This window comes from Algoriphagus sp. (genome assembly GCF_039969895.1).
Taxonomy (GTDB): Bacteria; Bacteroidota; Bacteroidia; order Cytophagales; family Cyclobacteriaceae; genus Algoriphagus.
This window is the reverse complement of sequence record NZ_JBDVMZ010000026.1, coordinates 31444-54331: the sequence shown is the minus strand read 5'-3', so window position 1 is coordinate 54331 and position 22888 is coordinate 31444. Positions and strand designations below refer to the sequence as shown.

At 42.5% G+C, this 22888-nt stretch carries 19 protein-coding genes; 12 read left to right on the top strand and 7 right to left on the bottom strand.

The window, feature by feature from the left end:
• Nucleotides 1-2: 2 nt before the first annotated feature.
• Nucleotides 3-815 carry a tetratricopeptide repeat protein gene (locus tag ABJH64_RS18505; protein ID WP_348274086.1) on the top strand — a complete coding sequence of 271 codons (813 nt, stop codon included), beginning with the start codon at nucleotides 3-5 and terminating at the stop codon, nucleotides 813-815.
• Here ABJH64_RS18505 and ABJH64_RS18500 read toward each other — a convergent pair.
• On the bottom strand, nucleotides 812-1690 hold the full coding sequence (locus ABJH64_RS18500) for a glutathione synthetase (RefSeq protein ID WP_348274087.1): 879 nt from the start codon (nucleotides 1688-1690) through the stop codon (nucleotides 812-814). The two genes, ABJH64_RS18505 and ABJH64_RS18500, sit on opposite strands and share 4 nt — an antisense overlap.
• Before the next feature lie 100 nt (nucleotides 1691-1790).
• On the opposite strand from ABJH64_RS18500, the gene ABJH64_RS18495 reads away from it, so the two are divergent.
• Nucleotides 1791-2537 carry a polyprenol monophosphomannose synthase gene (locus tag ABJH64_RS18495; RefSeq protein WP_348274088.1) on the top strand — a complete coding sequence of 249 codons (747 nt, stop codon included), beginning with the start codon at nucleotides 1791-1793 and terminating at the stop codon, nucleotides 2535-2537.
• On the opposite strand, the gene ABJH64_RS18490 is transcribed toward ABJH64_RS18495, so the two are convergent.
• On the bottom strand, nucleotides 2521-3738 hold the full coding sequence (locus tag ABJH64_RS18490) for an FtsX-like permease family protein (RefSeq protein WP_348274089.1): 1218 nt from the start codon (nucleotides 3736-3738) through the stop codon (nucleotides 2521-2523). The two genes, ABJH64_RS18495 and ABJH64_RS18490, sit on opposite strands and share 17 nt — an antisense overlap.
• 39 nt (nucleotides 3739-3777) lie before the next feature.
• On the opposite strand from ABJH64_RS18490, the gene ABJH64_RS18485 reads away from it, so the two are divergent.
• From ABJH64_RS18485 to ABJH64_RS18455, 7 genes are all read left to right on the top strand, one after another.
• On the top strand, nucleotides 3778-4965 hold the full coding sequence (locus tag ABJH64_RS18485; protein WP_348299219.1) for a DUF1343 domain-containing protein: 1188 nt from the start codon (nucleotides 3778-3780) through the stop codon (nucleotides 4963-4965).
• 48 nt (nucleotides 4966-5013) lie between these two features.
• The gene (fmt, locus tag ABJH64_RS18480) at nucleotides 5014-5940 is read left to right on the top strand and encodes a methionyl-tRNA formyltransferase (protein WP_348299218.1); all 927 of its coding nucleotides are present in this window, start codon (nucleotides 5014-5016) and stop codon (nucleotides 5938-5940) included.
• Between the two features lie 97 nt (nucleotides 5941-6037).
• The gene (locus tag ABJH64_RS18475) at nucleotides 6038-6967 is read left to right on the top strand and encodes a DUF4412 domain-containing protein (protein ID WP_348276355.1); all 930 of its coding nucleotides are present in this window, start codon (nucleotides 6038-6040) and stop codon (nucleotides 6965-6967) included.
• Between the two features lie 113 nt (nucleotides 6968-7080).
• Nucleotides 7081-7590 (top strand): dihydrofolate reductase, encoded by a 510-nt coding sequence (locus ABJH64_RS18470; RefSeq protein ID WP_348276356.1) that lies wholly within the window; start codon nucleotides 7081-7083, stop codon nucleotides 7588-7590.
• A complete protein-coding gene (locus ABJH64_RS18465) occupies nucleotides 7583-8368 on the top strand; it encodes an SDR family oxidoreductase (protein WP_348276357.1) in 786 nt (261 codons plus the stop codon). The genes ABJH64_RS18470 and ABJH64_RS18465 overlap by 8 nt, the downstream gene beginning before the upstream one ends.
• A 4-nt stretch (nucleotides 8369-8372) precedes the next feature.
• The gene (locus ABJH64_RS18460) at nucleotides 8373-9623 is read left to right on the top strand and encodes a competence/damage-inducible protein A (protein WP_348276358.1); all 1251 of its coding nucleotides are present in this window, start codon (nucleotides 8373-8375) and stop codon (nucleotides 9621-9623) included.
• A 95-nt stretch (nucleotides 9624-9718) separates the two neighbouring features.
• Nucleotides 9719-11017 carry a dihydrolipoamide acetyltransferase family protein gene (locus ABJH64_RS18455; protein ID WP_348276359.1) on the top strand — a complete coding sequence of 433 codons (1299 nt, stop codon included), beginning with the start codon at nucleotides 9719-9721 and terminating at the stop codon, nucleotides 11015-11017.
• Between the two features lie 80 nt (nucleotides 11018-11097).
• Here ABJH64_RS18455 and ABJH64_RS18450 read toward each other — a convergent pair whose 3' ends face one another.
• The 5 genes from ABJH64_RS18450 to ABJH64_RS18430 are packed head-to-tail and all read right to left on the bottom strand — an operon-like array spanning nucleotide 11098 to nucleotide 19044.
• Nucleotides 11098-13953, bottom strand: coding sequence for an ATP-binding protein (locus ABJH64_RS18450; protein WP_348276360.1), 2856 nt, complete (start codon nucleotides 13951-13953; stop codon nucleotides 11098-11100).
• Entirely contained in the window at nucleotides 13953-14960 is a 1008-nt protein-coding gene (locus ABJH64_RS18445; RefSeq protein WP_348276361.1) for a cysteine protease, read from the bottom strand. The genes ABJH64_RS18450 and ABJH64_RS18445 overlap by 1 nt, the downstream gene beginning before the upstream one ends.
• 22 nt (nucleotides 14961-14982) lie before the next feature.
• On the bottom strand, nucleotides 14983-15222 hold the full coding sequence (locus tag ABJH64_RS18440; protein ID WP_348276362.1) for a hypothetical protein: 240 nt from the start codon (nucleotides 15220-15222) through the stop codon (nucleotides 14983-14985).
• A complete protein-coding gene (locus ABJH64_RS18435) occupies nucleotides 15222-15635 on the bottom strand; it encodes an OsmC family protein (RefSeq protein WP_348276363.1) in 414 nt (137 codons plus the stop codon). The genes ABJH64_RS18440 and ABJH64_RS18435 overlap by 1 nt, the downstream gene beginning before the upstream one ends.
• A gap of 31 nt (nucleotides 15636-15666) precedes the next feature.
• Nucleotides 15667-19044, bottom strand: a complete 3378-nt coding sequence (locus tag ABJH64_RS18430) for a methylmalonyl-CoA mutase family protein (protein ID WP_348276364.1) — start codon at nucleotides 19042-19044, stop codon at nucleotides 15667-15669.
• Between the two features lie 231 nt (nucleotides 19045-19275).
• Here ABJH64_RS18430 and ABJH64_RS18425 point away from each other — a divergent pair, with 231 nt between their 5' ends.
• The 3 genes from ABJH64_RS18425 to ABJH64_RS18415 all read left to right on the top strand — a co-directional run bounded on the left by ABJH64_RS18425 (nucleotide 19276) and on the right by ABJH64_RS18415 (nucleotide 22853).
• The gene (locus ABJH64_RS18425; RefSeq protein ID WP_348276365.1) at nucleotides 19276-20568 is read left to right on the top strand and encodes an acetyl-CoA hydrolase/transferase C-terminal domain-containing protein; all 1293 of its coding nucleotides are present in this window, start codon (nucleotides 19276-19278) and stop codon (nucleotides 20566-20568) included.
• A gap of 86 nt (nucleotides 20569-20654) precedes the next feature.
• Nucleotides 20655-21986, top strand: coding sequence for a sugar porter family MFS transporter (locus tag ABJH64_RS18420; protein ID WP_348276366.1), 1332 nt, complete (start codon nucleotides 20655-20657; stop codon nucleotides 21984-21986).
• Nucleotides 21987-21989: 3 nt separating this feature from the next.
• Nucleotides 21990-22853 carry a PfkB family carbohydrate kinase gene (locus ABJH64_RS18415; RefSeq protein WP_348276367.1) on the top strand — a complete coding sequence of 288 codons (864 nt, stop codon included), beginning with the start codon at nucleotides 21990-21992 and terminating at the stop codon, nucleotides 22851-22853.
• Nucleotides 22854-22888: the final 35 nt, after the last annotated feature.

Sequence of the window (22888 nt, the reverse complement as noted above, 5' to 3'; positions counted from 1 at the left end):
TAATGAAACGACTTTTACGTACATTCACTATTGTCTTATTAATATCTATTGCTAGCTCCTGCTCCAGTAGTATTCAGTCTATTGAGCAACTTTTTATCGCTCAGAAATATGAAACTGTAATCTCAGAACTGAATCAGTACCTTTTTTTCCACGTCGCTGACGTCAAAGCACTCCACCTCCGTGCACGATCTTATGAGGAAATAGGCGAACTGGAAAAATCTAAAAAAGACTATGAAAAAATTATCATGCTTGACGATCAGTATGCCCAGGCCTATGCTGGTTTGGGCAAATTATTGTTTGAGCAAAAGAAGTACGAAAAAGCAGAATTGCTACTGCTCAGGGCTGCTACGCTTGATTCAGAAGACTTTAACATCATATACCTGCTTGGTCGCACGATGATCATGACCAAAAAATTCAGAAAAGCTGAAGAATTCCTAAGGCTAGCCGCAGATTTAAATCCCGATCATGCTAAGGTATATTTTTATACCGGTATAGCCCTTGCCTATCAAGGGGATGCTTTAGGCAGTGCCGCTCTTTTTAATTCGTATGTCAATCGTGAACCAGACAACATGGTAGGACGGTATAACCGAGGTTTTGCCTTGATGAATGTGAATTTTTTACCAGGAGCCTTGGAGTGGGCATTAGAAGATTTCGATGCAGTACTACAGCAAAACCCAAATCACCTGGAAGCATTGGCTCGTAAAGGCTTATGCATGGCTTCTCTTGGAAATATGGAAGGGTGCCAGCTTATCCAAACTGCCGCCAACAAGGGAAGTGATTATGCAAAATCACAACTGGAATTCTGCAACTCCTAAAGCAAACGACTTGCAATGGCTTTTTCGTAGTTTGATAAGGCTTCGGTGGAACTAGTCAGAAATAAGTAAGGCTCTATCATTTCCAATTCCATCAGATAAAATTCACCACCACAGACAACGCCATCCACGCGTGCGTACAGGGAATCTTTACCAAAGTTAGCTACCAACTTTTGGCAAGAATCAAGCATTTGGCTGGTAGGGTCAATTGCATGGATCGTCCCTCCAAAGTAATGCTGCACTCTGAAATCCTCAGTTGCTGGCGTCTTGAGAACAGCATGAGAGAATTTTCCATTGAAAAAAATAAGTGAGTACTCTCCCACTTCCTGCACTTCTTTGACAAAGGGCTGAACCAGGTAAGCTTCTTCATTTACAAGGTTCTGGATTTTGACTTGATTGCTAGCCCAATCCTTCTTGGCTATCTTAAATGTGTTTTTGGCACCTCCGCTCACTAATGGCTTGACTATTAGAATTTCAGAAGTAATTTTTTCTAAAACCGTGGAAGTAGAAACCTCCATTCCTTTTTCCAAAATCAACCCAGCAATCACCGGAAATCCCTTAGCCTCTATTTCCAACAAATACCTTTTCGAAGAATTCCACTCCAGCGTATCCAAGCTGTTCAACACGGGAACGCCAAGCTTACGCATCGCCTTCATCCAACTTTTAAACTCCTCATAAAAATCAAAGTAATCCCAGGTGGATTTAATGAGCAAACAGCTAAAGCTCGACCAATCCACAGCAGGATCAGACCAGGCTACGATTTGATGCGAAATACCTAGCTTTTCGAGAATGGAAGAGAGGAGGAGGTTCTCGTCAACAGTATTGGTATCGTAGGCCCCAGTAGAAAAGTAACTGACTATTGCAATGTGTGGTGTCATCCCTTATTTTTTTTCCGCAAAGCTATACTTTAACCAAAATTATCAAGCTCAATTCTCCTAAAATCGGTCATTAGCGTTACTTTTGGCCTTTATTCAAAATATGACCCATCGAAAACTCGTCATCATTCCTACATTCAATGAGAAAGAAAACATCGTAGAGATAATCCATGCGGTGATGAATCTGGAAGGAAATTTTGAACTTTTGGTAATTGATGATGGAAGTCCAGACGGAACGGGAAACTTGGTGAAAAGCCAGCAAATCGCTTTTCCATCCCGGCTTCACTTGATAGAGCGCAAAGGGAAGCTGGGCTTAGGAACGGCTTACATCGCTGGTTTCAAATGGGCTTTGAAAAAGGACTACGACTTTATTTTTGAGATGGATGCTGATTTTTCACATAATCCATCTGATCTGATCCGACTCTATGAAGCTTGTGCAGATGGTAGCTTCGATGTGGCAATTGGATCCCGATACATCACCGGAGTGAACGTGGTAAACTGGCCGATGGGAAGAGTCTTGATGTCTTACTTTGCCAGTGTTTATGTCAAATTCATCACTGGTCTGCCTGTGAAAGATGCCACAGCGGGATTCAAGTGCTATCATAAATCTGTACTCGCTGGGATTAAGTTGGACGAAGTTCGATTTGTGGGCTATGCTTTCCAGATTGAAATGAAATTTACCTCCTGGAAACTTGGATTTAAACTCGTGGAAGTACCTATCATCTTCACTGATCGCACCAAAGGAACTTCAAAAATGAGTGCTGGAATTTTCAAAGAAGCAGGTTTTGGTGTGATTTGGATGAAAATTAAAAGCATTTTCAGCCCGTATCAACTCAATCAAAACGTATAGACCGGATAGGATCTACTCTCGAGATCACCATCACAGGGATCAGCAATACTGCTGCTGTCAGCGCGACGATTCCCAGATTTATCAGTACAAAAGCTGGCCAATTCCAATCTATAGGCACATAGCTCATGTAGTAACTAGCCGCATCTAACGGAATGAGTTTGAACTGATCCTGTAGCATGCCTATTCCCAAACCTAGCACATTCCCGATCATCATACCTCTCAGCAGGATATTCATTCCATTCCAAAAGAAAATCCTTCGAATTTGACTAGTTGTTGAGCCTAGGGCTTTGAGAAGGCCGATCATCTGAGTACGCTCCATGATCAGAATAAAAAGTATCGCGCCCATATTGAAGATCGCAACGAAGGCTATCAATCCTATGAAAACATACACATTGTTATCCAGAAGTTTCAGCCAATCGAAAATCTCTACGAACTTATCTTCGCTGCTAATTAGCTTCAGGTCATAGTCCATATATTCCTCCATTTTTGGAGTATAGGATTCTATTTTGGTGAAATCATCCACGAAAATCTCCAAGCCTCCGATTTGATCTTTGGTCCAATCATTCAGATTTCTGATCGTCTGTAGTTCACCAATGATGATTTTTTCGTCGAAGTTTTCTAGGTAGGTTTGAAAAATCCCCACCACTTCCACTCGCCTATAGCGTGGGGGATCTTGTACAAAATACAACGTGATTTTATCCCCTACTTTTAGTAAGAGCTTGTTAGCAATATGCTGACTCAGCATCACTTCGTTGCTAGTTCCCTCATCAGGAATCTGAAGCATACGGCCTTCAATCACATATTTTTTGAAACTAGCGGAATCAAAATCCTGCCCCACACCCTTCATCAGTATGCCTTCCACTTCATCTTCGCCTTTGATCAAGGCCGCTTTGTGAGCGAATGCCTGTGCTTTGGTGATGAATGGAAGTTCTTTGTAGGTGTTATAGAATTCAGAATTTAGGGAAAAGGGTGCTTCTTCAAAAGCATTGCTCATAGTGAATCGCTGCACCTGATAATGCCCTGTGAACCCATAGACTTTCTCCGACACCGTGCTTTGAAAACCTCCCAAAACCATGAAGGAAACAAGCGAAACGGCCAAGCCCAAGGCAAGACTTCCTACTGCGATTTTGTGTATGGTGGCCGAAAATCCCCCAGCTTTTTTAAAACTGATTCTTTTGGCGATGAAATAGGAAAGGTTCAAAGGACTGCTTTTATTTGTTCATTCAGACCGCAAAATAGCATGAAGCAAACGAAACTTTCGCCCTTTATTTACTTTTTGAACATAGCCATTCTAATTCTAGGAAATTCTCTAGCCACTAGGGCGCAGGAGTCCTCCCTACTGACAGGTGCAGAACGTCCCGAGCTTTACTTAAAGCTACTTGAAGGAAAGAAAGTTGGGATAGTAGCCAATCAAACCAGCATCCTTCCCCAAAGTGACAACACTCATGTGGTTGATTATCTTTTGTCAAGAGGTGTGCAGGTGGAAAAAGTATTCGTGCCAGAGCATGGATTTAGAGGAAATGCGGATGCTGGCGAAAAAGTGGACAATACCGTGGACTCCAAAACTGGCCTACCTATAATTTCACTTTATGGCAACAACAAAAAACCTACGCCAGCGCAAATTCAGGATCTCGATATATTGATTTTTGATCTTCAGGATGTAGGCATTCGCTTTTTCACCTATATCAGTACAATGCATTACCTGATGGAGGCGGCCGCGGAAAACGGCAAGAAGGTTCTCATTTTTGACAGACCAAATCCTAACGGCAATTACATCGCAGGACCAGTACGAAAAGAAGGTTATGAAAGCTTTGTGGGCATGCATCCCATCCCCATTGTACATGGACTGACCGTAGGTGAACTGGCACAAATGATCAATGGAGAAAAATGGCTGAAAGCTGGAATAAAAGCTGATTTAGAAGTGATTCCCGTGGCAAATTGGGACCATCAGGATTCCTACAGCTTACCCATAAAACCTTCCCCAAATCTACCCAACGACCTTTCCATCAAACTTTATCCCAGTACTTGCTTTTTCGAAGGAACGATCATTTCTCTAGGCCGAGGCACGCATTTTCCATTTCAGGTGTATGGCTATCCCGACCCAAATTTTGGAGATTTCACCTTCACCCCAGTGAGTATTGACGGCATGTCCAAAACGCCACCTCACCAGGACCAGAAATGCTACGGGGTAGATCTGAGAAATGAATCCATGACTCATAAATTCACCTTAGCATATCTCCTGGACGCTTACCAGAAATCAGGAAAGGGTCAGTCATTTTTCAATAACTTCTTCAATACCCTAGCCGGTACAGATCAACTCAAAAAAATGATAATGGAAGGGAAAACTGAGGCTGAAATCACTGCAAGCTGGGAAAGTGACTTAGAAAAATATAAAGTTCTACGCACAAAGTACCTTATTTACGATTGAGTTTGAAAATTTCAAATTCCTAATTTCAAACCTCAAACAAACCGATTGATGAACAAGAATCTGAGAATTATCTACATGGGCACGCCAGAGTTTGCAGTGCCTGCTTTGGAAGTATTGGTGGAAAATGGCTGGAATATCGTGGGCGTGATCACTGCGCCGGACAAGCCAAAAGGTCGAGGACAAAAGCTGATTCCTTCACCGGTGAAGGAAGCTGCGCTGAATTTAGGCCTGAAAATTCTCCAGCCAACCAATCTCAAATCACCGGAATTCCAAGAAGAACTTCGCGCACTCAATGCTGATTTGCAGATCGTGGTGGCGTTCCGAATGCTTCCTGAAGCCGTTTGGAACATGCCGCCGCTGGGCACATTCAATCTTCATGCATCACTTTTACCCAACTATCGGGGAGCTGCTCCAATCAACTGGGCGATCATCAATGGTGATAAAGAGACTGGGGTGACGACCTTTTTCCTAAAGCATGAGATCGATACCGGGAGCATTATTCATCAGGAAAAAGTGGCGATACTCGAAGACGATGTTCTGGGAACTATCTATGAAAAATTAATGAAAATAGGCTCGAGGCTCGTGCTAAAAACTGTAGAAGATATCGCTGCGGATAAGGTAGTGGCTCAACCTCAGGACGAGTCCAAAGCAATTCATCATGCTCCTAAAATTTTTAAAGAAACAGGGGAAATCAATTGGAATAATTCCGCTGAATCCATTCATAATCTGGTTCGTGGCCTATCTCCTTACCCTGCCGCCTGGACCAAGTTTGATGAGAAGATTTGCAAAATCTACAAAACCAATTTTTTCCCAAATCAGAAAATCAAAAAAGCTATAGGTGAGTTAGAAACTGACAATAAAACTTATTTGAAAGTCCAAACCGGTGCAGGAATAGTAGAGATATTGGAGCTTCAGCTGGAAGGAAAAAAGCGAATGAAGGTGGATGATTTGCTACGGGGATATAAGTTCTCCTAAGCAATTTCGATTTTTTAATCATTCATAAATTTCATTTTTAGCCTGATTTTAAGGAACTTGAGACTATATTTTAGAACTATTTTTAAACATTGAACTCATGAAAAATCTTCGAATTAGTTTCACTTTATTGCTTTCTCTGATCACAATTTCATTTTCAGCAGAAGCCCAGTTCATCAAGAAAATCCAGAATGCTGCAAACAGAGGCATAGAGAATGCCATACAGCAGAAGGTGGAAGAAGAAGCGACTAAAATCACGCAAAAACAGTTGGAGAAGCTCTTCACCGACATGTATGGCACTAGTGAAAACGGGACTGCAAGCGGAATAGACATGAACCAGATCATGAAGGGTCTAGGCGAGCCTGTCGATACAGAATCTTCTTATGACTTTTCCGGACATATTGTTTTCGAATTGAAAAGCACTGACGAAAAGGGCAAAGTCGCTGATCCAATTCTGATGAAATCATATTTAGCTAAATCCTCAGACATCACAGGCATGGAGCTCATCGATCCTAAAAACCCTAAAGCAATCACTGCTCTAGTTTTTGACAAAAAGAATGAAGCGTCAATCGTATTTCTGGATAACAAAGGGGAAAAGTCAAGTTTTGCTTACAAGTTGGATTTAGATGGAATGGACGAAGCGCTAGACGAGGAGATGGCTGATCAAATCGAAGATATGGACTTCACGCTGGAGAAAACGGGCAAAACCAAAGACATCTTAGGATATGAATGTGAAGAGTATCATGTCAAAAATGAAGATGGAGAAGGGTACTATTGGATCACCGAAGAGCCTATCGGCGGCTATTCCTCCTTCTGGAGCAGCAACAGCCCGTTGATGTCTTCAAAAGCCCAAGAAAAATATGCAGATCACTTTAGCAATTTGCCTAAAGGGAATTTCATGGAGCTTACCTACACCTCTGCTGATTCTGGAACAATGGAGATGAAAGTAACTGAAATTAATGATTCAGCGGCCAAATCGTTTACCATGGCGGAATATCCAAACATCATGGCTCAGGCTGGTCAGAAGTAAATCAACCCTTCAATTCAAAAAGAAAACAAATAAAATGGAACAGGAGGAATTCTGTTCCATTTTATTTTTTCAGAGGATAAGGCCTGTTATCTTCATGCCAAGAAGCATTTTGCATGAAGATATCACTAATAGCAGCTGTAGCGGCAAACCGCGTAATCGGCCAAGGTAATGACCTGGTATGGAGGTTGCCAGACGATTTCAAGCGTTTTAAATCCATCACTTCGGGTCATTATATATTGATGGGTAGAAAGACTTTCGAATCTCTTGGAAAGCCTTTACCCAACCGCACCCATTTGGTCATCACCAGAAATAAAAACTACCAAGTCCCAGCCGGTCATCACGTTTTTGAAAGCGTAGAGGAAGCATTCATCTTTTGCCAGAAGAAGCAAGTCGATCATTTGTATATCATAGGCGGCGGTGAAATCTATAAGCAAACACTATCCATGGCCGACGAATTAGAGCTCACTGAAGTAGAAGCGAGTCCTACAGGGGACACTTATTTCCCAGCTTTTGATAAAGATAACTGGAGAGTCACCTCCTCGGAATTTCACCCAGCAGATGAGCGTCATCCCTACGCGTTCACTTACATTACTTACAAAAGAATTCACAAGGACCATGTCTAAAAAGGTAATTTGGATCACTGGTGCATCGTCAGGAATCGGTGAAGCTTCGGTTTATAAATTCGTCAAGGAAGGCTATCAGGTCATTCTTTCTGCTAGGAATCAGGAAGGATTAGAAAAAGTAAAATCTGCCTGCGCTCATCCAGCCAACTGCACGGTGATTCCATTAGACTTGCTAGATCAAGCTTCTTTCGAAGAAAAAACCAAAGAAGCCATTGCAGCCTTTGGACAAATAGATATCATCCTTCATAATGGCGGGATCAGTCAGCGCTCACTGATCAGAGAAACTCCGATAGAAGTAGATCGCAAACTGATGGAGGTAAATTTCTTTGGAACCGTAGCACTCACCAAGCATCTTCTCCCTCATTTCATCACAAGAAAATCTGGACAATTTGGAGTGATTTCGTCTTTAGTCGGAAAGTTTGGTTCCCCCTATCGCTCGAGCTATGCCGCTGCCAAACATGCACTACACGGCTTTTTTGAATCTCTGAGGTTAGAGCATTTTGAGGATAATATCTCGGTGACGATGATTTGCCCTGGTTTTATCAAAACAGATGTGTCCAAAAATGCCCTAACTGCGGATGGCACGCCACTCAACGAAATGGACAAAGCACAGGAAAATGGAATGAGTGCTGAAGAATGTGCTAATCAAATTTTCAAAGCACTAGCGAATAAAAAAGAAGAAGTTTATATCGGAGGAAAGGAAACGATGGGAATTTATTTAAAACGGTTCGTTCCCACAGTTTTCACTAAGATTCTACGAAAATCAGAAGTAAGGTAAGCAGATGAAAGTAGTCAGAGCAGAGATCATAGCCATTGGAGACGAACTTCTCTATGGACAAATAGTCGATACAAATAGCCATTGGATCAGCCAGGAGCTGGATCTGATGGGGGTAAAAGTAGTTCGCAAAACCACCGTAGGCGATGATAGAAAAGATATACTTGCGGCTTTTGCCTCCGCTGAGGCCCGAGCTGATCTTGTCCTGATCACGGGCGGACTCGGCCCTACTCAGGATGACCTCACCAAGCCCTTAATGGCAGAATACTTTGATTGCCCTATCGTGGAAAATCCAGCTGCCGTGAAAGCCGTGACAGAATTTTTCCGAAAGCGTGGCAGAGAGATGACCCCCTTGAATATACTTCAAGGTCACTTACCAGCTTGCTGTACATATGTGCCAAATGAAGTAGGAACGGCACCAGGAATGTGGTTTGAGAGGAACGGAACCTACTGGATGTCCATGCCTGGCGTCCCGCATGAGATGAAAAAGCTCATGTCAGACTTTGTCTTACCCAAACTTCCTACACTTTTTCCTCTTCCAATAATCGTTCACCGAATGATTAAGACCGTGGGAATCGGTGAAAGCTGGCTGGCAGATTTGATCAGAGACTGGGAAAACGCACTTCCTTCCACCATCAGATTGGCCTATTTACCCTCTTTGGGACATGTGAAACTTCGCCTGACAGGCTTTGGGACGGACAAGATGCAGATCGAAAATGACATTCAACAACAAATAAATCTGGTCCTTCCCAAAATAGAAAAATACGTATATGGCTATGATTCCGAGTCACTTGAGACAGCTATAGGCAAGTTATTGAAAGCAACTAATAAAACGGTTGCTTTAGCGGAAAGCTGTTCAGGCGGGTATATTTCTCACTTGATCACCAGTATTTCGGGCAGTAGTTCGTATTTTCAGGGAGCAGTTATCCCTTACCAAAATGAGTTCAAGGAAGGTATTCTAGCGGTGAAGGCAGAAACTTTAAAGGAATTTGGTGCGGTGAGTGAAGAGACTGTCAAAGAAATGTCCACTGGAGTTCGAGCTTTATTTCACTCAGATTTTGGATTGGCGAGTAGTGGAGTCGCCGGGCCAAATGGAGGAACAGAAGAAAAGCCGGTAGGCACGATTTGGATCGCATGTGCTGGAGAAGGTTTTGTAGAAACTAAAAAACTTCAACTCACGCAGGATCGAATGTTGAATATTCAATTGACTGCAATTGCGGTTTTGAATTTGCTAAGAATTTGTATTTTAGAGAAATAACGAATAAAATTTCTATTAAAAGGTTTGGGATCGAGTTTTATAAAATTTAATTTTAAATCTTGAATATAAACCCAATAAATCATTAAATCATAACCATGGCGATTGTAGAAATGCTAATGCCCAAAATGGGCGAGAGTATCACAGAAGGCACAGTACTTACCTGGCTGAAAAAAATAGGTGATACCATAGAGCAGGATGAATCTGTACTGGAAGTAGCTACAGATAAAGTAGATACTGAAGTGCCATCCACTCACGCAGGTGTTTTGAAAGAAATTCTTGCGAAGGAAGGAGATGTAATCGCCGTCGGTGCTCCTATTGCCATTATAGAAACTGCCGGTGAGGCTAAAAGTAGCGCGCCTGCCGCAGCAACAGCTCCTAGTACGGAGAAAGATGAGCTCGTAAATTTAGCTCCTGAAAACACCGCAGCAATCCTAAGTTCAGCCGAAAAGCAAGAGTCTGAGGACTCAGGAGATGATCGTTTTTACTCTCCATTAGTGCTCAGTATTGCAAAGGAGGAGGGAATTTCTAAAGCCGAACTAGCCAATATACCTGGTACCGGAAAAGATTCCCGCGTGACGAAGCAGGACATGCTTTCCTACCTCGCTAAGAAATCCGAAGTGGTCAGTGCTGCAGCTACCCCAGCACCTTCAATCTCTACCCCAAAAGTTCCAGTTAGTATTTCTGGATCAGATGAGATCATAGAAATGGATCGCATGCGTAAAATGATCGCGCAGCGAATGGTGGAATCTAAGCGTATTTCTGCGCATGTCACTTCATTCGTAGAAGCTGATATGACGAACATCGTACTATGGCGCGAGCGAAATAAAGAAGCATACAAAGCCAAGTTTGGAGAGTCAATCACCTACACTCCGTTCTTTATAGAGGCAGTGGCAAAAGCTATTCGTGATTTCCCGATGATCAATATCTCAGTGGATGGAGAGAGAATCATCAGAAAAAAAGACATCAACGTGGGAATGGCTGTTGCCTTGCCTAGTGGAAACTTGATAGTTCCAGTGATCAAAAATGCAGATCAACTCAACTTGGTTGGTATTTCCAAAAAAGTAAATGAACTGGCTAATCTTGCCAGAAACAACAAACTTTCTCCAGATCATCTGGCTGGTGGCACTTACACTGTATCCAATGTAGGATCCTTCGGAAATGTAATGGGTACTCCCATCATTCCTCAGCCTCAGGTTGCAATCTTGGCCGTAGGAGCTATTGTGAAAAAACCTGCAGTGATCGAAACCCCAACGGGCGATGTGATTGGGATCAGACACAAAATGTTCCTCTCCCACTCCTATGATCATCGAGTGGTGGATGGCTCTCTTGGCGGAAAATTTGTCAAGCGAGTTTCGGATTATTTGGAAGCTTTCGATATCAATACCATTCTGTAAATATCAAGCCGGTCTCTCGACCGGCTTTTTTCATTTGAATGATTGACTTCTAAAACGTTGTTGCGTTGGCTGCAGATTGGTTATTTACTGCTTAGCTTCAGCGAGTAATCCCGTATTTTCTCTGCTAGCGTATTCAATCGAATAGGTTTATTGAGGTAAGAATCCATGCCCGCATCTAATGCTTTCTTATGATCCTCATCAAACACATTCGCCGAAAGTCCAATTATAAAAACCTCCCCTTTCTTACCCAATTTTCTAATTTCAATAGCAGCCTGCAAACCATTCAGCACTGGCATTTGTACATCCATCAGGATGATATCAAACTCTTGCCTGCGGACATGCTCTACAGCTTCCTGCCCATTTCTAGCCAACTCAAATTCATAACCCAATTGCCCGAGCATCAAGGTCATCAGTTGAAGATTCAGGTCATTATCCTCTGCCAAAAGGATACGGGCAGGAAACTCCGTGGACATACCGTTCCAGCTTGTGCGGATGTGCTTCTCAGAAGAAGGCAAAATTGGATCCTTCTCAGTTGCTTTTTTTAGGATTACTGAAAACTTAAACACAGAGCCTTTTCCTAATTCTGATGAAATAGTCAATTCTCCGCCCATCAATTCTACCACTTTTTTTGCGATAGCCAAACCCAATCCACTTCCCTGATAACTTCTGCTACTGGAGCTTTCCACCTGATAAAAAGGATCTGTTAGCCTGGGGATTTCTTCAGCAGGAATCCCTATTCCACTGTCCCGAATGGTGCAACGTAGGAAATTAATGTCACCTGAGATAGTTTCCATCTCAAGTCTAACTGCTACTATTCCATCTTTCGAAGTAAACTTCACCGCATTACCCACGAGGTTCAAAATCACCTGATTGATTTTCTCCACATCCCCCTCCATCAGCTCTTGGGTTCGCGGATCAAAGCTAGTTTCTAGGATCACTCCTTTTTTCTGAGCTAACCCATAAAAAATCTGAACCTGTTTGTTCAACTCGTCAGCAGGGCAAAACACATGGGTATTAAGCTCAATTTTACCAGCTTCAATTTTAGAATAATCCAGTATATCCTTAATGATGCTCAACAGGGAATTGCCCGAATTTTTGATGATTTCCAAGTATTGTTGTTGTTCGGAATCCAGCTGAGTTTGGTCCAGCAAATCAATGATCCCCAATAGCCCATTCATCGGCGTTCGGATTTCATGGCTCATATTGGCCAAGAATTCAGATTTAGCCCTGCTAGCCTGATCAGCGGAATTCATCGCCTCCACCAGACCTTTTTCCCATATCCTCTGACTTGTTATATCCTTGGCGATGGACATCATGTGATTGGCATCCAGCGGGAAAAATCGCACTTCAAAATATTGGCTTTCGTATCTATCGCCAATGCTCAGATCTACAGTTTGGATTTGTTCTGTTTTTCGAGCTAGATTAAATGAAAACTGGGTTTGCTCTTTTTGCTGCGCAGGAACCAAATCAAATAAAGATTGCCCGAGGAATGAGCCACTGACATTTTTCAAGAACTTCTGATCTCCAATGTGTGCGTCTAAAACCACCCCATCGTTGGAATAAGTAAAAATGATATCAGGAATATTACCTATCAGATTTTGAAGTCGTTCCTCACTCTCTATTAGTTCCTGCTTGCTCTCAAACTGTGCGGTGATATCGGTGCAAATTCCCAAGCCGCCATTGAACCTTCCAAGCTCATCATAGACTAGTTTTTCAAAAACTCTGAGACGTACATTTGATCCGTCCGGCTTTTTGAAATCATACTCCAAATCGATGAATGACTTATTTTGACTCAGTGCGAGTTTAACTAATCCCTTCACATTCAACGCATCATAATGCCCATCCTCTCCTTTGAATGCTTCCAGAAATTCTGATTTAGAATGTCCGAGAATCTCCTCTACTTCATCACTGACTCTGGTGATTTCCCCTTTGAAATTATGAAAAAACACAAATCCGCGTAACTCCTTCAACAGGATATTCTGCTGATCAAACAACTCCGAAATCTCACTAGCATTCTCCTCCAGTAGCTTCTGAGACTTCATCCTGTTTTGGAGAGAAAGGGTAAAAAATACTACCATCCCTATCAGCAAAAAGACAAATCCAATGAATAGAAACAGGTACGTGCTATAAATCCCATTGGTAAGTTCAGACTCGATGATGAATAGCAGCGCAGCATTTTCATAAAAATCCCCAAAGTCAAAAGGATACTGTACCAACACTCCCGCGCCTTTGGTTTCTCCCTTGTTCCAGATGATTTCGTAAATTCCAATTACCCCAATCGCCACATCGTTTTGGATCTGCTCAAACGATGTTTGATCTATCTTAAGAGGGGGCGATTGATCAAATCCCTCATCCAAATTCTCCAAATCATTTCCCAACAAAAGAAATTTGGCACCTGCAGGATTCAGGTAATAATGACTAACAAAATCTTTGGAGAAACGAACGGGATTCAATGAAATAGTAACCTCAAATCCCTTTTCCTGACCTTTAGAATTAAATATAAAATCCCTGGAAAAAACCGAAGGGACTTCACCACTAAATGAACTACGAATGAAGTCATTTCTATCCGTTCTTGTCATGTAAATAGTGGAATCCTGAAGATGCACCCAGACTGTGTCTATGAGTCCGGGGTAATTATTGAAAACCTTCTTTACTGTTTTGGTTAAATCAGCTCTGAAATCATCCGGATCCAAATCTTCATCTTCGAGGTAATCCATAATTTCATTAGAATTGGCCTCAAAGCGATCTATAGCTATTTCTATTTCTGTGGCTGCCAGTTCTGTTTGTTTTCTCAAAAAACTCTTTCTGGACGTAACTTCTGCATCAGTGATGGATAGGAAAAAACTTATGCCCAGACTGATCACTAAGGTCACCAATGCAGCTCCGCTAATTATCGTTAGCCAAAAATCTTTAGGATATATACTTCGAGTTCTCATTAGGATCTGATCTCGATTTCAATCAAATACCAATCAAGTAAAGAAAAAGGAACAGCGTAGGCTGCTTCAGGGCTAAATTCATCCTCAAAGAAAAAATGACTTTTCTTCTCCAAAAGTATAAATTTTGCCATTTCCCTTACCTCACTATTCTTACTATTGAATAGATTGAAATCCGAAATACGAAAATTATCAGCTAGTATCGTTTCGCGGTAAACATGATTCAGCAAAGGTGGAAAACTCAAAGCCTCTATTGCCGCAGCATTCCCTCCCACGATATCTCCCTTATTATTTACGATCAAAAAATCCCCTTCTTGGTCAGCTAAGTATCTATTGATAAGTTCATCTACGGTAATATCAATTCCTAAGACTGCAAACAACTCCTCTCCCTCATATACGGGATGTATCAAGGAGAGAATCCATCCTCGTCCTGCAGGATCCACATACACTTCTGGTATCCAAACTGGCCCACGCTCGGGATTATGCTCCAAATCTCCTTTATAAAAAAAATTAAAGGTCGTCAAATCAAGCCCAGGATCAAGTAAAGCCGCAGCATCGTATGCTGGATAAACTCGGGACACTTGATCCGCAGTGTTAAAATAGATTTGAGCTAGCATTCCGTACTTTTCATAGGACTGACTGAAAAGCGTATCCATACTATTAGTGAGCCAGGCAGTCTCTAGTGATTTATCATAATCACGCGTGGTGTTTAGTATCACTACAGAGCTTAACTGATCTGAATCTTTGGGCGTATTAGTAGAGAAGGGACCGTCAAAACTATACTTGTTTCGATCGACATACGCTAGCAAACTGTCACGATTGGCCAGTAAAAACTCAAATTGATCTTTCAGAAAAATGATCTCATCATTCAGCAATGCAAGCTCAGACTCCATCTCCATGATGATGGGCTGGTCAAAAACCAGGTTATGATCAACGGCCATCTTGGGCGAAGAAGTACAAGAACAAAAAACAAGTAGAGATAATAAGGTCCAGACTAGAGTTGACTTCATGTTGTATGCGCTAATCTGGAAATTATAGATTTTCCAATTCCGCACGAAATGATTGGCCCATTTCCTTAAACCTTGCTTTCACTTTCTCAAAGAATTCTCCCTTCCAAAAAGTTTGTAAATCGGCTTCTTCCAGCACATCCATTTCGGAAAGCTTGAATGTCTGCTCCATTGGGCCCAGCTCAAACTTGATGATGTATTTATTATTCCAGGAGAATACACTGATTCGTACATCCTCCTGGACAAATTCCTGAATTACTCTCATTAGGCAGTTCTTACTTCTGAAGAATAAGAAATAGCAGCCTTAAGCGAGGAGGCAACAGAGCAATATTTCTCAACAGAGAGCGCCACTACTTTTTCAAATTCTTCCTCCTTGGCATCTGGAGAAATCAAAATGAATTTCATATGAATAGCCGTATAAAAAGCCGGAACGCCTTCATTTCTCTCACCCTCTACTTCTACGATGAGGTCATTCACCGTTTTGCGTTTCTTTTTCATCATCAACACCGCATCTACTGAAGCACATGAACCAACTGCAGAAAGCAACAAATCCATTGGAGATTGCGCCTTTTTGTCCTGCGGATCATACATGTCAATCTGTACGACATTGCCTTGCGCATTTACAGCCTCGTACTCGTGATCCGCCTTCATGCGAACCGTTACATATCTTTTTGCCATTTTTTATAAAGTTTTCATTCTTAAAATTAGCTTACATATTTCGTCTATACTGACCCCCCACTTCGTACAGCGCATGAGTGATCTCACCAAGTGAGCAATATTTAGCTGCTTCCATTAGTTCCTCAAAAATGTTCTCATTGTTCACTGACACTTTTCTGAGGGCTTGCAAATGCTTCTTCACCAGATCAGGGTTTGCAGCGTGTAGGGTTTGCAAAGTTTTGATTTGAGCTTCCTTCTCCTCCGTCTCAGCACGGATCACTTCGCCAGGAGTGACAGTAGGAGATCCATCCGAAGAAAGGAAGGTATTCACACCGATAATTGGGTATTCCCCGGTATGCTTTAGCATTTCGTAGTGCATACTTTCTTCCTGAATTTTGCCACGCTGATACATGGTCTCCATCGCTCCCAGCACCCCACCTCGCTCGGTGATTCTATCAAATTCTACATACACCGCCTCCTCTACCAAATCTGTCAATTCCTCGATGATAAATGAGCCTTGAATAGGATTCTCATTCTTCGCCAATCCAAGTTCCTTATTGATAATCAACTGTATAGCCATCGCCCTACGAACTGATGCTTCAGTAGGTGTGGTGATTGCTTCATCGTAGGCGTTGGTATGAAGTGAGTTACAATTATCGTAGATCGCATACAATGCCTGTAGCGTAGTTCGGATATCATTGAAGTCAATTTCCTGCGCATGAAGCGATCGACCCGAAGTCTGAATATGGTACTTCAGCATTTGCGAACGCTCATTTGCACCGTACTTCAGCTTCATGGCTTTGGCCCAGATTCTTCTCGCCACTCTACCGATTACCGCATACTCAGGATCGATTCCATTGGAGAAAAAGAAAGATAGATTTGGAGCAAACTTGTTGATGTCCATCCCACGGCTCACATAGTATTCAACGTAAGTAAAACCATTGGATAAGGTCAGCGCCAACTGGGTAATCGGATTGGCTCCCGCTTCTGCTATGTGATAGCCAGAGATAGATACAGAATAGAAGTTTCGGATGCCTTGCTCAATGAAATATTGCTGCACATCCCCCATTAATCTGAGTGAAAATTCAGTAGAAAAAATGCAGGTATTCTGAGCTTGATCTTCTTTTAAAATATCTGCCTGCACTGTTCCTCTTACTTTAGAAATCGTGTCAGACTTAATTTTCTGATACACTTCTGCTGGCAAGACCTGATCTCCGGTCACGCCCAAAAGCATCAAACCTAAGCCGTTATTACCCTCTGGGACTTTCCCATTGTAAGCTGGTCTTGGCAGGTTTTTGCTTTTGTAGAGCTGATCAATTTTCTGATCAACTTCTCTTTCCAACCCATTCTCTTTGATATATACTTCACATTGCTGATCAATTGCCGCATTCATAAAAAATGCCGTCATCGTAGCAGCAGGGCCGTTTATGGTCATAGAAACGGAGGTCATAGGATCTACCAGATTGAACCCTGAGTACAGTTTTTTGGCATCGTCCAAACAGCAAATGCTGACGCCAGAATTACCGATTTTTCCATAAATATCCGGACGGTGATCAGGATCTTCTCCGTACAAGGTCACCGAATCAAATGCCGTGGATAATCGCTTAGCATCCATGTCTTTTGACACATAATGAAAACGCTTGTTGGTACGCTCTGGTCCGCCCTCGCCAGCAAACATACGCGTAGGATCTTCGCCTTCTCTTTTGAATGGAAATACTCCTGCGGTGAAGGGAAATTGACCTGGTACATTTTCCCTCAATCCCCATTTCAATAAATCTCCCCAAGCTTCATACTTCGGCAAGGATATTTTGGGAATTCTGGTATCTGAAAGCGAGGTAGAAAAAGTCTTAATCTTGATCTCCTTATCGCGCACTTTGAACACGTAAAAATCCTCTAAATACTTAGCCGATTCTGAAGACCAGTCTTCTAACCACTTTTTGTTTTTCGGGTCAAATTCAAGTTCGACTTGAGCATAAACCTCCTGAAGTTCTTTGATCAAGCGGTCCTTATCGGCCACATTCAGGTCTTTTATCGCTTCAATAGACTTCGTGATACTGTAAAGCTGCTGCGCTATCTCGCGCTGCTCTTCCACCCAGACGTCGTAGTTCCTGTTGATTTCCGAAATTTCAGATAAGTAGCGGGTTCTAGCTGGAGGAATTATGTAGATTTTCTCAGAGCTACCGGAGGTCAGTTCTGTCGTACTTCCAAGTTCAGGATGTTTTTCTGAGATTTTGGTGATGATCGTTCGGTAGAGTTGATTCATCCCCGGATCATTGAATTGGGAAGCTATAGTTCCAAAAACTGGAATGTCCTCGTCCTTGGTTTCCCAGAGTTGATGATTACGCTTGAACTGCTTTTTCACATCACGAATCGCATCCAATGCTCCTCTTTTGTCAAACTTATTCAACGCAATCACATCTGCAAAGTCCAACATGTCTATCTTCTCGAGCTGAGATGCAGCTCCGTATTCCGGAGTCATCACATAGAGTGAAAGATCCGAGTGCTCAATAATTTCTGTATCTGACTGTCCGATTCCTGAAGTTTCCAAAATTACCATGTCAAAACCAGCGGCTTTCACTGTATCCACGGCATCCTGTACGTAGCGCGAAAGAGCAAGATTAGATTGCCGTGTAGCCAAAGAGCGCATGTAAACTCTAGGGTGATGGATGGCATTCATACGAATTCTATCTCCAAGTAAGGCTCCTCCGGTTTTTCTTTTGGAGGGATCTACTGAAATGATAGCCAGTGTCTTATCCTCAAAATCCATTAAAAACCTACGAACCAACTCATCCACCAAGGAAGACTTTCCGGCCCCACCTGTCCCGGTGATTCCCAGAACGGGAATTTTCAATGCCTTGCTTTGCTCTCTGATTTTTTCTAAAAGTGACGTGGCTTTTTCAGGGAAATTTTCAAAAGCAGAAATAGCTCGTGCCACATGATGTTTATTTTCTACTCCAAGTTCAAACCCTTCAGGCAACTCATCTCCTAGCGGAAAATCGCATTGACTGACCAAGTCGTTGATCATGCCCTGCAATCCCATGGATCGCCCATCGTCAGGTGCATAGATTCTGGTGATTCCATACTCTTGCAGTTCCCTGATCTCCTCAGGCAGAATAGTACCTCCTCCTCCACCGAAAATCTTCACATGACCAGCTCCTTTTTCGAGAAGTAAATCATACATGTACTTGAAAAACTCCACGTGCCCACCTTGATAGGAAGTGATCGCAATAGCTTGCACATCTTCTTGAATGGCACAATCTACGATCTCTTGCACGGAGCGATTGTGCCCTAAGTGAATTACTTCGCATCCTGAGGATTGGATGATACGGCGCATGATGTTTATGGCTGCATCGTGCCCGTCAAAAAGTGAAGCGGCAGTAACTATTCTAATGTGATTTTTGGGTTTATAGCTCTCAGGAATGGTAGTCATGGAGTTGGGGATTGTTATATTGGTTTATAGTCTTCAGAAGCAAATATGATTTATGTCAGTTATTCACTTCAAACACAAATATAGCAATTAAAAAGACGCTTCACTTTCGTTATTACACGAAAAACAAAATAAAATTTGGCCGCCTCAGATACCTACTTTTGGCTTAATTCCATCGTTCTGAGGATTTTTTACGAACTTTGTGGCCTTGAGTAAACCTTCAATTCTATCCCTATGATTAACTACGTATCCCCAGAAGTTGCCGTTTCTTCCATCCAAAGTCATCAGCGTGTTTTCATTCATGGAAGCGCAGCTACTCCTACAGTGCTATTGCATGCCTTAGCGGCAAGGAAAAATGAGCTCAGCAATGTCGAAATCGTAGCAATCACGACACTAGGAGAAATGCCATTAGTTTCGGATGAATGCTGTGAAAGTTTCTATATGAATTCACTTTTCGTTTCACAAAATGTACGACAAGCTGTCAATTCAGAGCATGGTGGCTATGTCCCTATTTTTTTAAGTGAAATTGGACATCTATTCAGAAAGAATATCCTACAGCTAGATGTTGCGATCATACAGGTATCAGAACCAGACTCTCATGGTTTTTGCTCTCTTGGAACGTCTGTAGATGTGGCCAAACCTGCGGTAGAAATGGCTAAGATTATCATCGCCCAGGTCAATAAACAAATGCCGAGAACGCATGGAGACGGTCAGGTACATGTATCGAAGTTTCATGCTGCCATCCATGTAGATGAACCACTTCCTACTGTTGATTACGGGGAAAAAATCACTGACACCGAACGTAAAATCGGAAATCACTGTGCGGCCCTGATCGAAGATCGATCTACTTTACAAATGGGAATTGGCGCAATTCCAGACGCTGTTCTCGATTCACTCAAGCAACATAAGGATTTGGGAATCCATACTGAAATGTTCTCTAATGGCATTTTGGGACTTCTTCGGTCTGGCGCCATTACCAACAAATACAAGAAAAAGCATCCTGGAAAAATAGTGTCAGCTTTCGTCACTGGAACGAAAGAACTGTACGACACTATTCATGACAATCCTGAGTTCTCATTTCACGAGGCAGCCTATGTCAATGACACCGCGGTGATCAGAAAAAACCCCAAAGTAATCTCGATCAATAGCTGTGTGGAAATGGACCTCACGGGACAAGTCTGTGCAGACTCCATAGGCAGTTACCAATATTCCGGCGTGGGCGGACAGATGGATTTTATGCGTGGAGCATCCCTGTCTGAAGGTGGAAAGCCAATCATGGCGATGACTTCCGCTACTCGCAAGGGAACATCCAAAATAGTCCCATTTCTGAAAAAAGGCGCTGGAGTAGTAACCACCCGAGCCCACATGCACTATGTAGTCACAGAATATGGAATGGTCAATCTCTATGGGAAAAACTTGCGTCAACGTGCCTACGAACTCATGAGAATAGCTCACCCAGATCACAGAGAAACTTTAGAACGAGCGATAGTAGAAAGATTTGGAAGCTTTATCTATCCATTTAGATAAAAATGCATCAAATCCTTGGGTAATAGTTTGAATTGTTGGGCTTCTACTTAGTTTAGCGCAGTCTAATTTCATTAATCCCAAATTTTATGTCATCCAAACAATACGCCTTCTTCATTTCATTGACTGCCGCTTTGGGCGGGTTCCTCTTTGGCTTCGATACAGCTGTAATTTCTGGCGCTGAGCGAGCGATTCAGGAAGTATGGCAATTGAGTGACTGGATGCACGGACTTGCTATAGCTTCAGCACTTTATGGCACCGTGATAGGAGCTTTGTTTGGCGGAATTCCAGCAGATAAGTGGGGCAGGCAGAAAAGTCTGCTTTGGATTGGTTTGTTCTATTTGATTTCGGCTGTGGGATCAGGACTGGCTTGGGACGTGACCTCCTTTACGGTGTTTCGTTTCATCGGAGGCTTGGGAGTAGGAGCTTCTTCAGTGGTCGCACCTATGTATATTTCGGAAATCGCTCCTGCCAAAAACCGTGGACTTCTGGTGGCCCTCTATCAATTCAATATCGTTTTTGGTATCGTAATCGCTTACGTATCCAATTACCTTATTGGTACAGCAGAAATCGCACAGGAATGGAGATGGATGCTTGCTGTGGAAGGAATTCCTGCATTGATATACAGTGTTCTGATTTTCAGAATCCCAGAAAGTCCTAGATGGCTGATCGCAAAGAAAAACGATGAAGAACAAGCTAGAGCTATACTCACGCGCACTGATCCCGAAGGTGTAGATGAAGCAATACGATTGGCTATAGCTGAGGAGAAGAAAATCAATGAACGAGGCAGTTTCAAAGCTATTTTCGCAAAGCGCTTTTTCCCCACCACTATGCTCGCGATTATGTTTGCATTTTTCAATCAAGTCTCAGGCATTAACGCCATTATCTATTTTGCACCAAGGGTATTTGAAATGGCGGGAATCTCTACAGAAAATGCGTTGATTTCTACTATTGGGATCGGTGTAGTGAATCTGTTTGCTACCTTTCTCGGCCTGTATTTAATCGATAGAATTGGTAGAAAAAAACTGATGTACATAGGTTCCGTCGGATACATCATTTCCCTTTCCTTGATGGCGTACAATTTCCTCGGGACAGGAATTCCATCCTCATGGCTTCCATTTTTCGTCTTTGCCTTCATCACTTCCCATGCCATTGGGCAGGGTTCAGTGATTTGGGTATTTATCTCAGAGATGTTCCCGAATGACCTTCGCGCTTATGGGCAGTCCATAGGATCATTTACCCATTGGATTTTGGCCGCTGTCATTGCGAATGTATTTCCTTTCTTCGCCAATCAATTTGGGCCAGGCTATATCTTCTCCTTCTTTGCAGTGATGATGGTGTGGCAGTTACTCTGGGTTCGATTTAAAATGCCGGAAACCAAAGGGAAATCTCTGGAAGAAATTCATCAGAACATCCACTAACAAATGAAAAAGAAAACCGTCATATTCGGAGAAATGCTCTGGGATTGCTTGCCCGCCGGTGCTGTACCTGGTGGAGCTCCCATGAACGTCGCCTTGAATCTTCACCAGTTAGGACTGGATTCCAGACTGATTTCAGCCGTTGGTCATGACAGTGACGGTGAAAAGCTGATCGATTTTTTAAAAATGTTTGATCTTCCTTTGGATCTCATACAGGTAAATGAGGAGCATGAGACATCGAAGGTCTTGGTGAATGACGATGACCCTGAAAACATTAAATACACCATTGTCTCTCCGGTGGCATGGGATTTTATCCATTGGAACACAGAGATGGACAAGGCAGTTGCGGTCGCTGACGCATTTGTGTTTGGAACGCTAGGCGTGCGGAATTCTGAAAGCCTCACTACCCTTCTCAAATTGCTTCACCACAAAACCCTAAGGATTTTTGATGTGAACTTCCGCCCTCCTTATTACGACTTTGAGATTATTGAGACCCTACTTGCTTTCACTGACATTCTGAAAATCAATGAAGATGAGTTGGATATTTTTGCTGACTATTTTGACATAGACTCAAGCGTAGAGCGTGTTTGTGCTCATTTAGACCAGCACTATCCTATGGATTTGATCTGCGTGACACAGGGTTCGAAAGGCGCTTTACTCTATAAGGCAGGAAAAATAATCCGCCACCCGGGCTACCAAGTAAAGGTCGCTGATAGCATAGGTGCCGGTGATGCTTTTCTCAGTGGCTTTATCAAAACTTATCTCGACAATGAACCTTTAGAGCAGGTGCTGGATTTTGCCTGCAAACTCGGTGCATTTGTGGCTAGTAAGAAAGGGGGTACACCGAGGTTTGCGATTTCTGATTTATAGCGTATTCAATTTTTAAAGTTTTCAGTCGCAGTATT

What these genes read in the sequence shown, in the direction of transcription:
- ABJH64_RS18500 (WP_348274087.1), bottom strand. Translation starts at nt 1,690, where the DNA reads ATGACACCACACATTGCAATAGTCAGTTACTTTTCTACTGGGGCCTAC.
- ABJH64_RS18460 (WP_348276358.1), top strand. Translation starts at nt 8,373, where the DNA reads ATGAAAGTAGTCAGAGCAGAGATCATAGCCATTGGAGACGAACTTCTC.
- ABJH64_RS18465 (WP_348276357.1), top strand. Translation starts at nt 7,583, where the DNA reads ATGTCTAAAAAGGTAATTTGGATCACTGGTGCATCGTCAGGAATCGGT.
- ABJH64_RS18505 (WP_348274086.1), top strand. Translation starts at nt 3, where the DNA reads ATGAAACGACTTTTACGTACATTCACTATTGTCTTATTAATATCTATT.
- ABJH64_RS18470 (WP_348276356.1), top strand. Translation starts at nt 7,081, where the DNA reads ATGAAGATATCACTAATAGCAGCTGTAGCGGCAAACCGCGTAATCGGC.
- ABJH64_RS18440 (WP_348276362.1), bottom strand. Translation starts at nt 15,222, where the DNA reads ATGAGAGTAATTCAGGAATTTGTCCAGGAGGATGTACGAATCAGTGTA.
- ABJH64_RS18430 (WP_348276364.1), bottom strand. Translation starts at nt 19,044, where the DNA reads ATGACTACCATTCCTGAGAGCTATAAACCCAAAAATCACATTAGAATA.
- ABJH64_RS18485 (WP_348299219.1), top strand. Translation starts at nt 3,778, where the DNA reads ATGAAGCAAACGAAACTTTCGCCCTTTATTTACTTTTTGAACATAGCC.
- ABJH64_RS18445 (WP_348276361.1), bottom strand. Translation starts at nt 14,960, where the DNA reads ATGAAGTCAACTCTAGTCTGGACCTTATTATCTCTACTTGTTTTTTGT.
- ABJH64_RS18475 (WP_348276355.1), top strand. Translation starts at nt 6,038, where the DNA reads ATGAAAAATCTTCGAATTAGTTTCACTTTATTGCTTTCTCTGATCACA.
- ABJH64_RS18420 (WP_348276366.1), top strand. Translation starts at nt 20,655, where the DNA reads ATGTCATCCAAACAATACGCCTTCTTCATTTCATTGACTGCCGCTTTG.
- ABJH64_RS18495 (WP_348274088.1), top strand. Translation starts at nt 1,791, where the DNA reads ATGACCCATCGAAAACTCGTCATCATTCCTACATTCAATGAGAAAGAA.
- ABJH64_RS18435 (WP_348276363.1), bottom strand. Translation starts at nt 15,635, where the DNA reads ATGGCAAAAAGATATGTAACGGTTCGCATGAAGGCGGATCACGAGTAC.
- fmt (WP_348299218.1), top strand. Translation starts at nt 5,014, where the DNA reads ATGAACAAGAATCTGAGAATTATCTACATGGGCACGCCAGAGTTTGCA.
- ABJH64_RS18415 (WP_348276367.1), top strand. Translation starts at nt 21,990, where the DNA reads ATGAAAAAGAAAACCGTCATATTCGGAGAAATGCTCTGGGATTGCTTG.
- ABJH64_RS18425 (WP_348276365.1), top strand. Translation starts at nt 19,276, where the DNA reads ATGATTAACTACGTATCCCCAGAAGTTGCCGTTTCTTCCATCCAAAGT.
- ABJH64_RS18450 (WP_348276360.1), bottom strand. Translation starts at nt 13,953, where the DNA reads ATGAGAACTCGAAGTATATATCCTAAAGATTTTTGGCTAACGATAATT.
- ABJH64_RS18455 (WP_348276359.1), top strand. Translation starts at nt 9,719, where the DNA reads ATGGCGATTGTAGAAATGCTAATGCCCAAAATGGGCGAGAGTATCACA.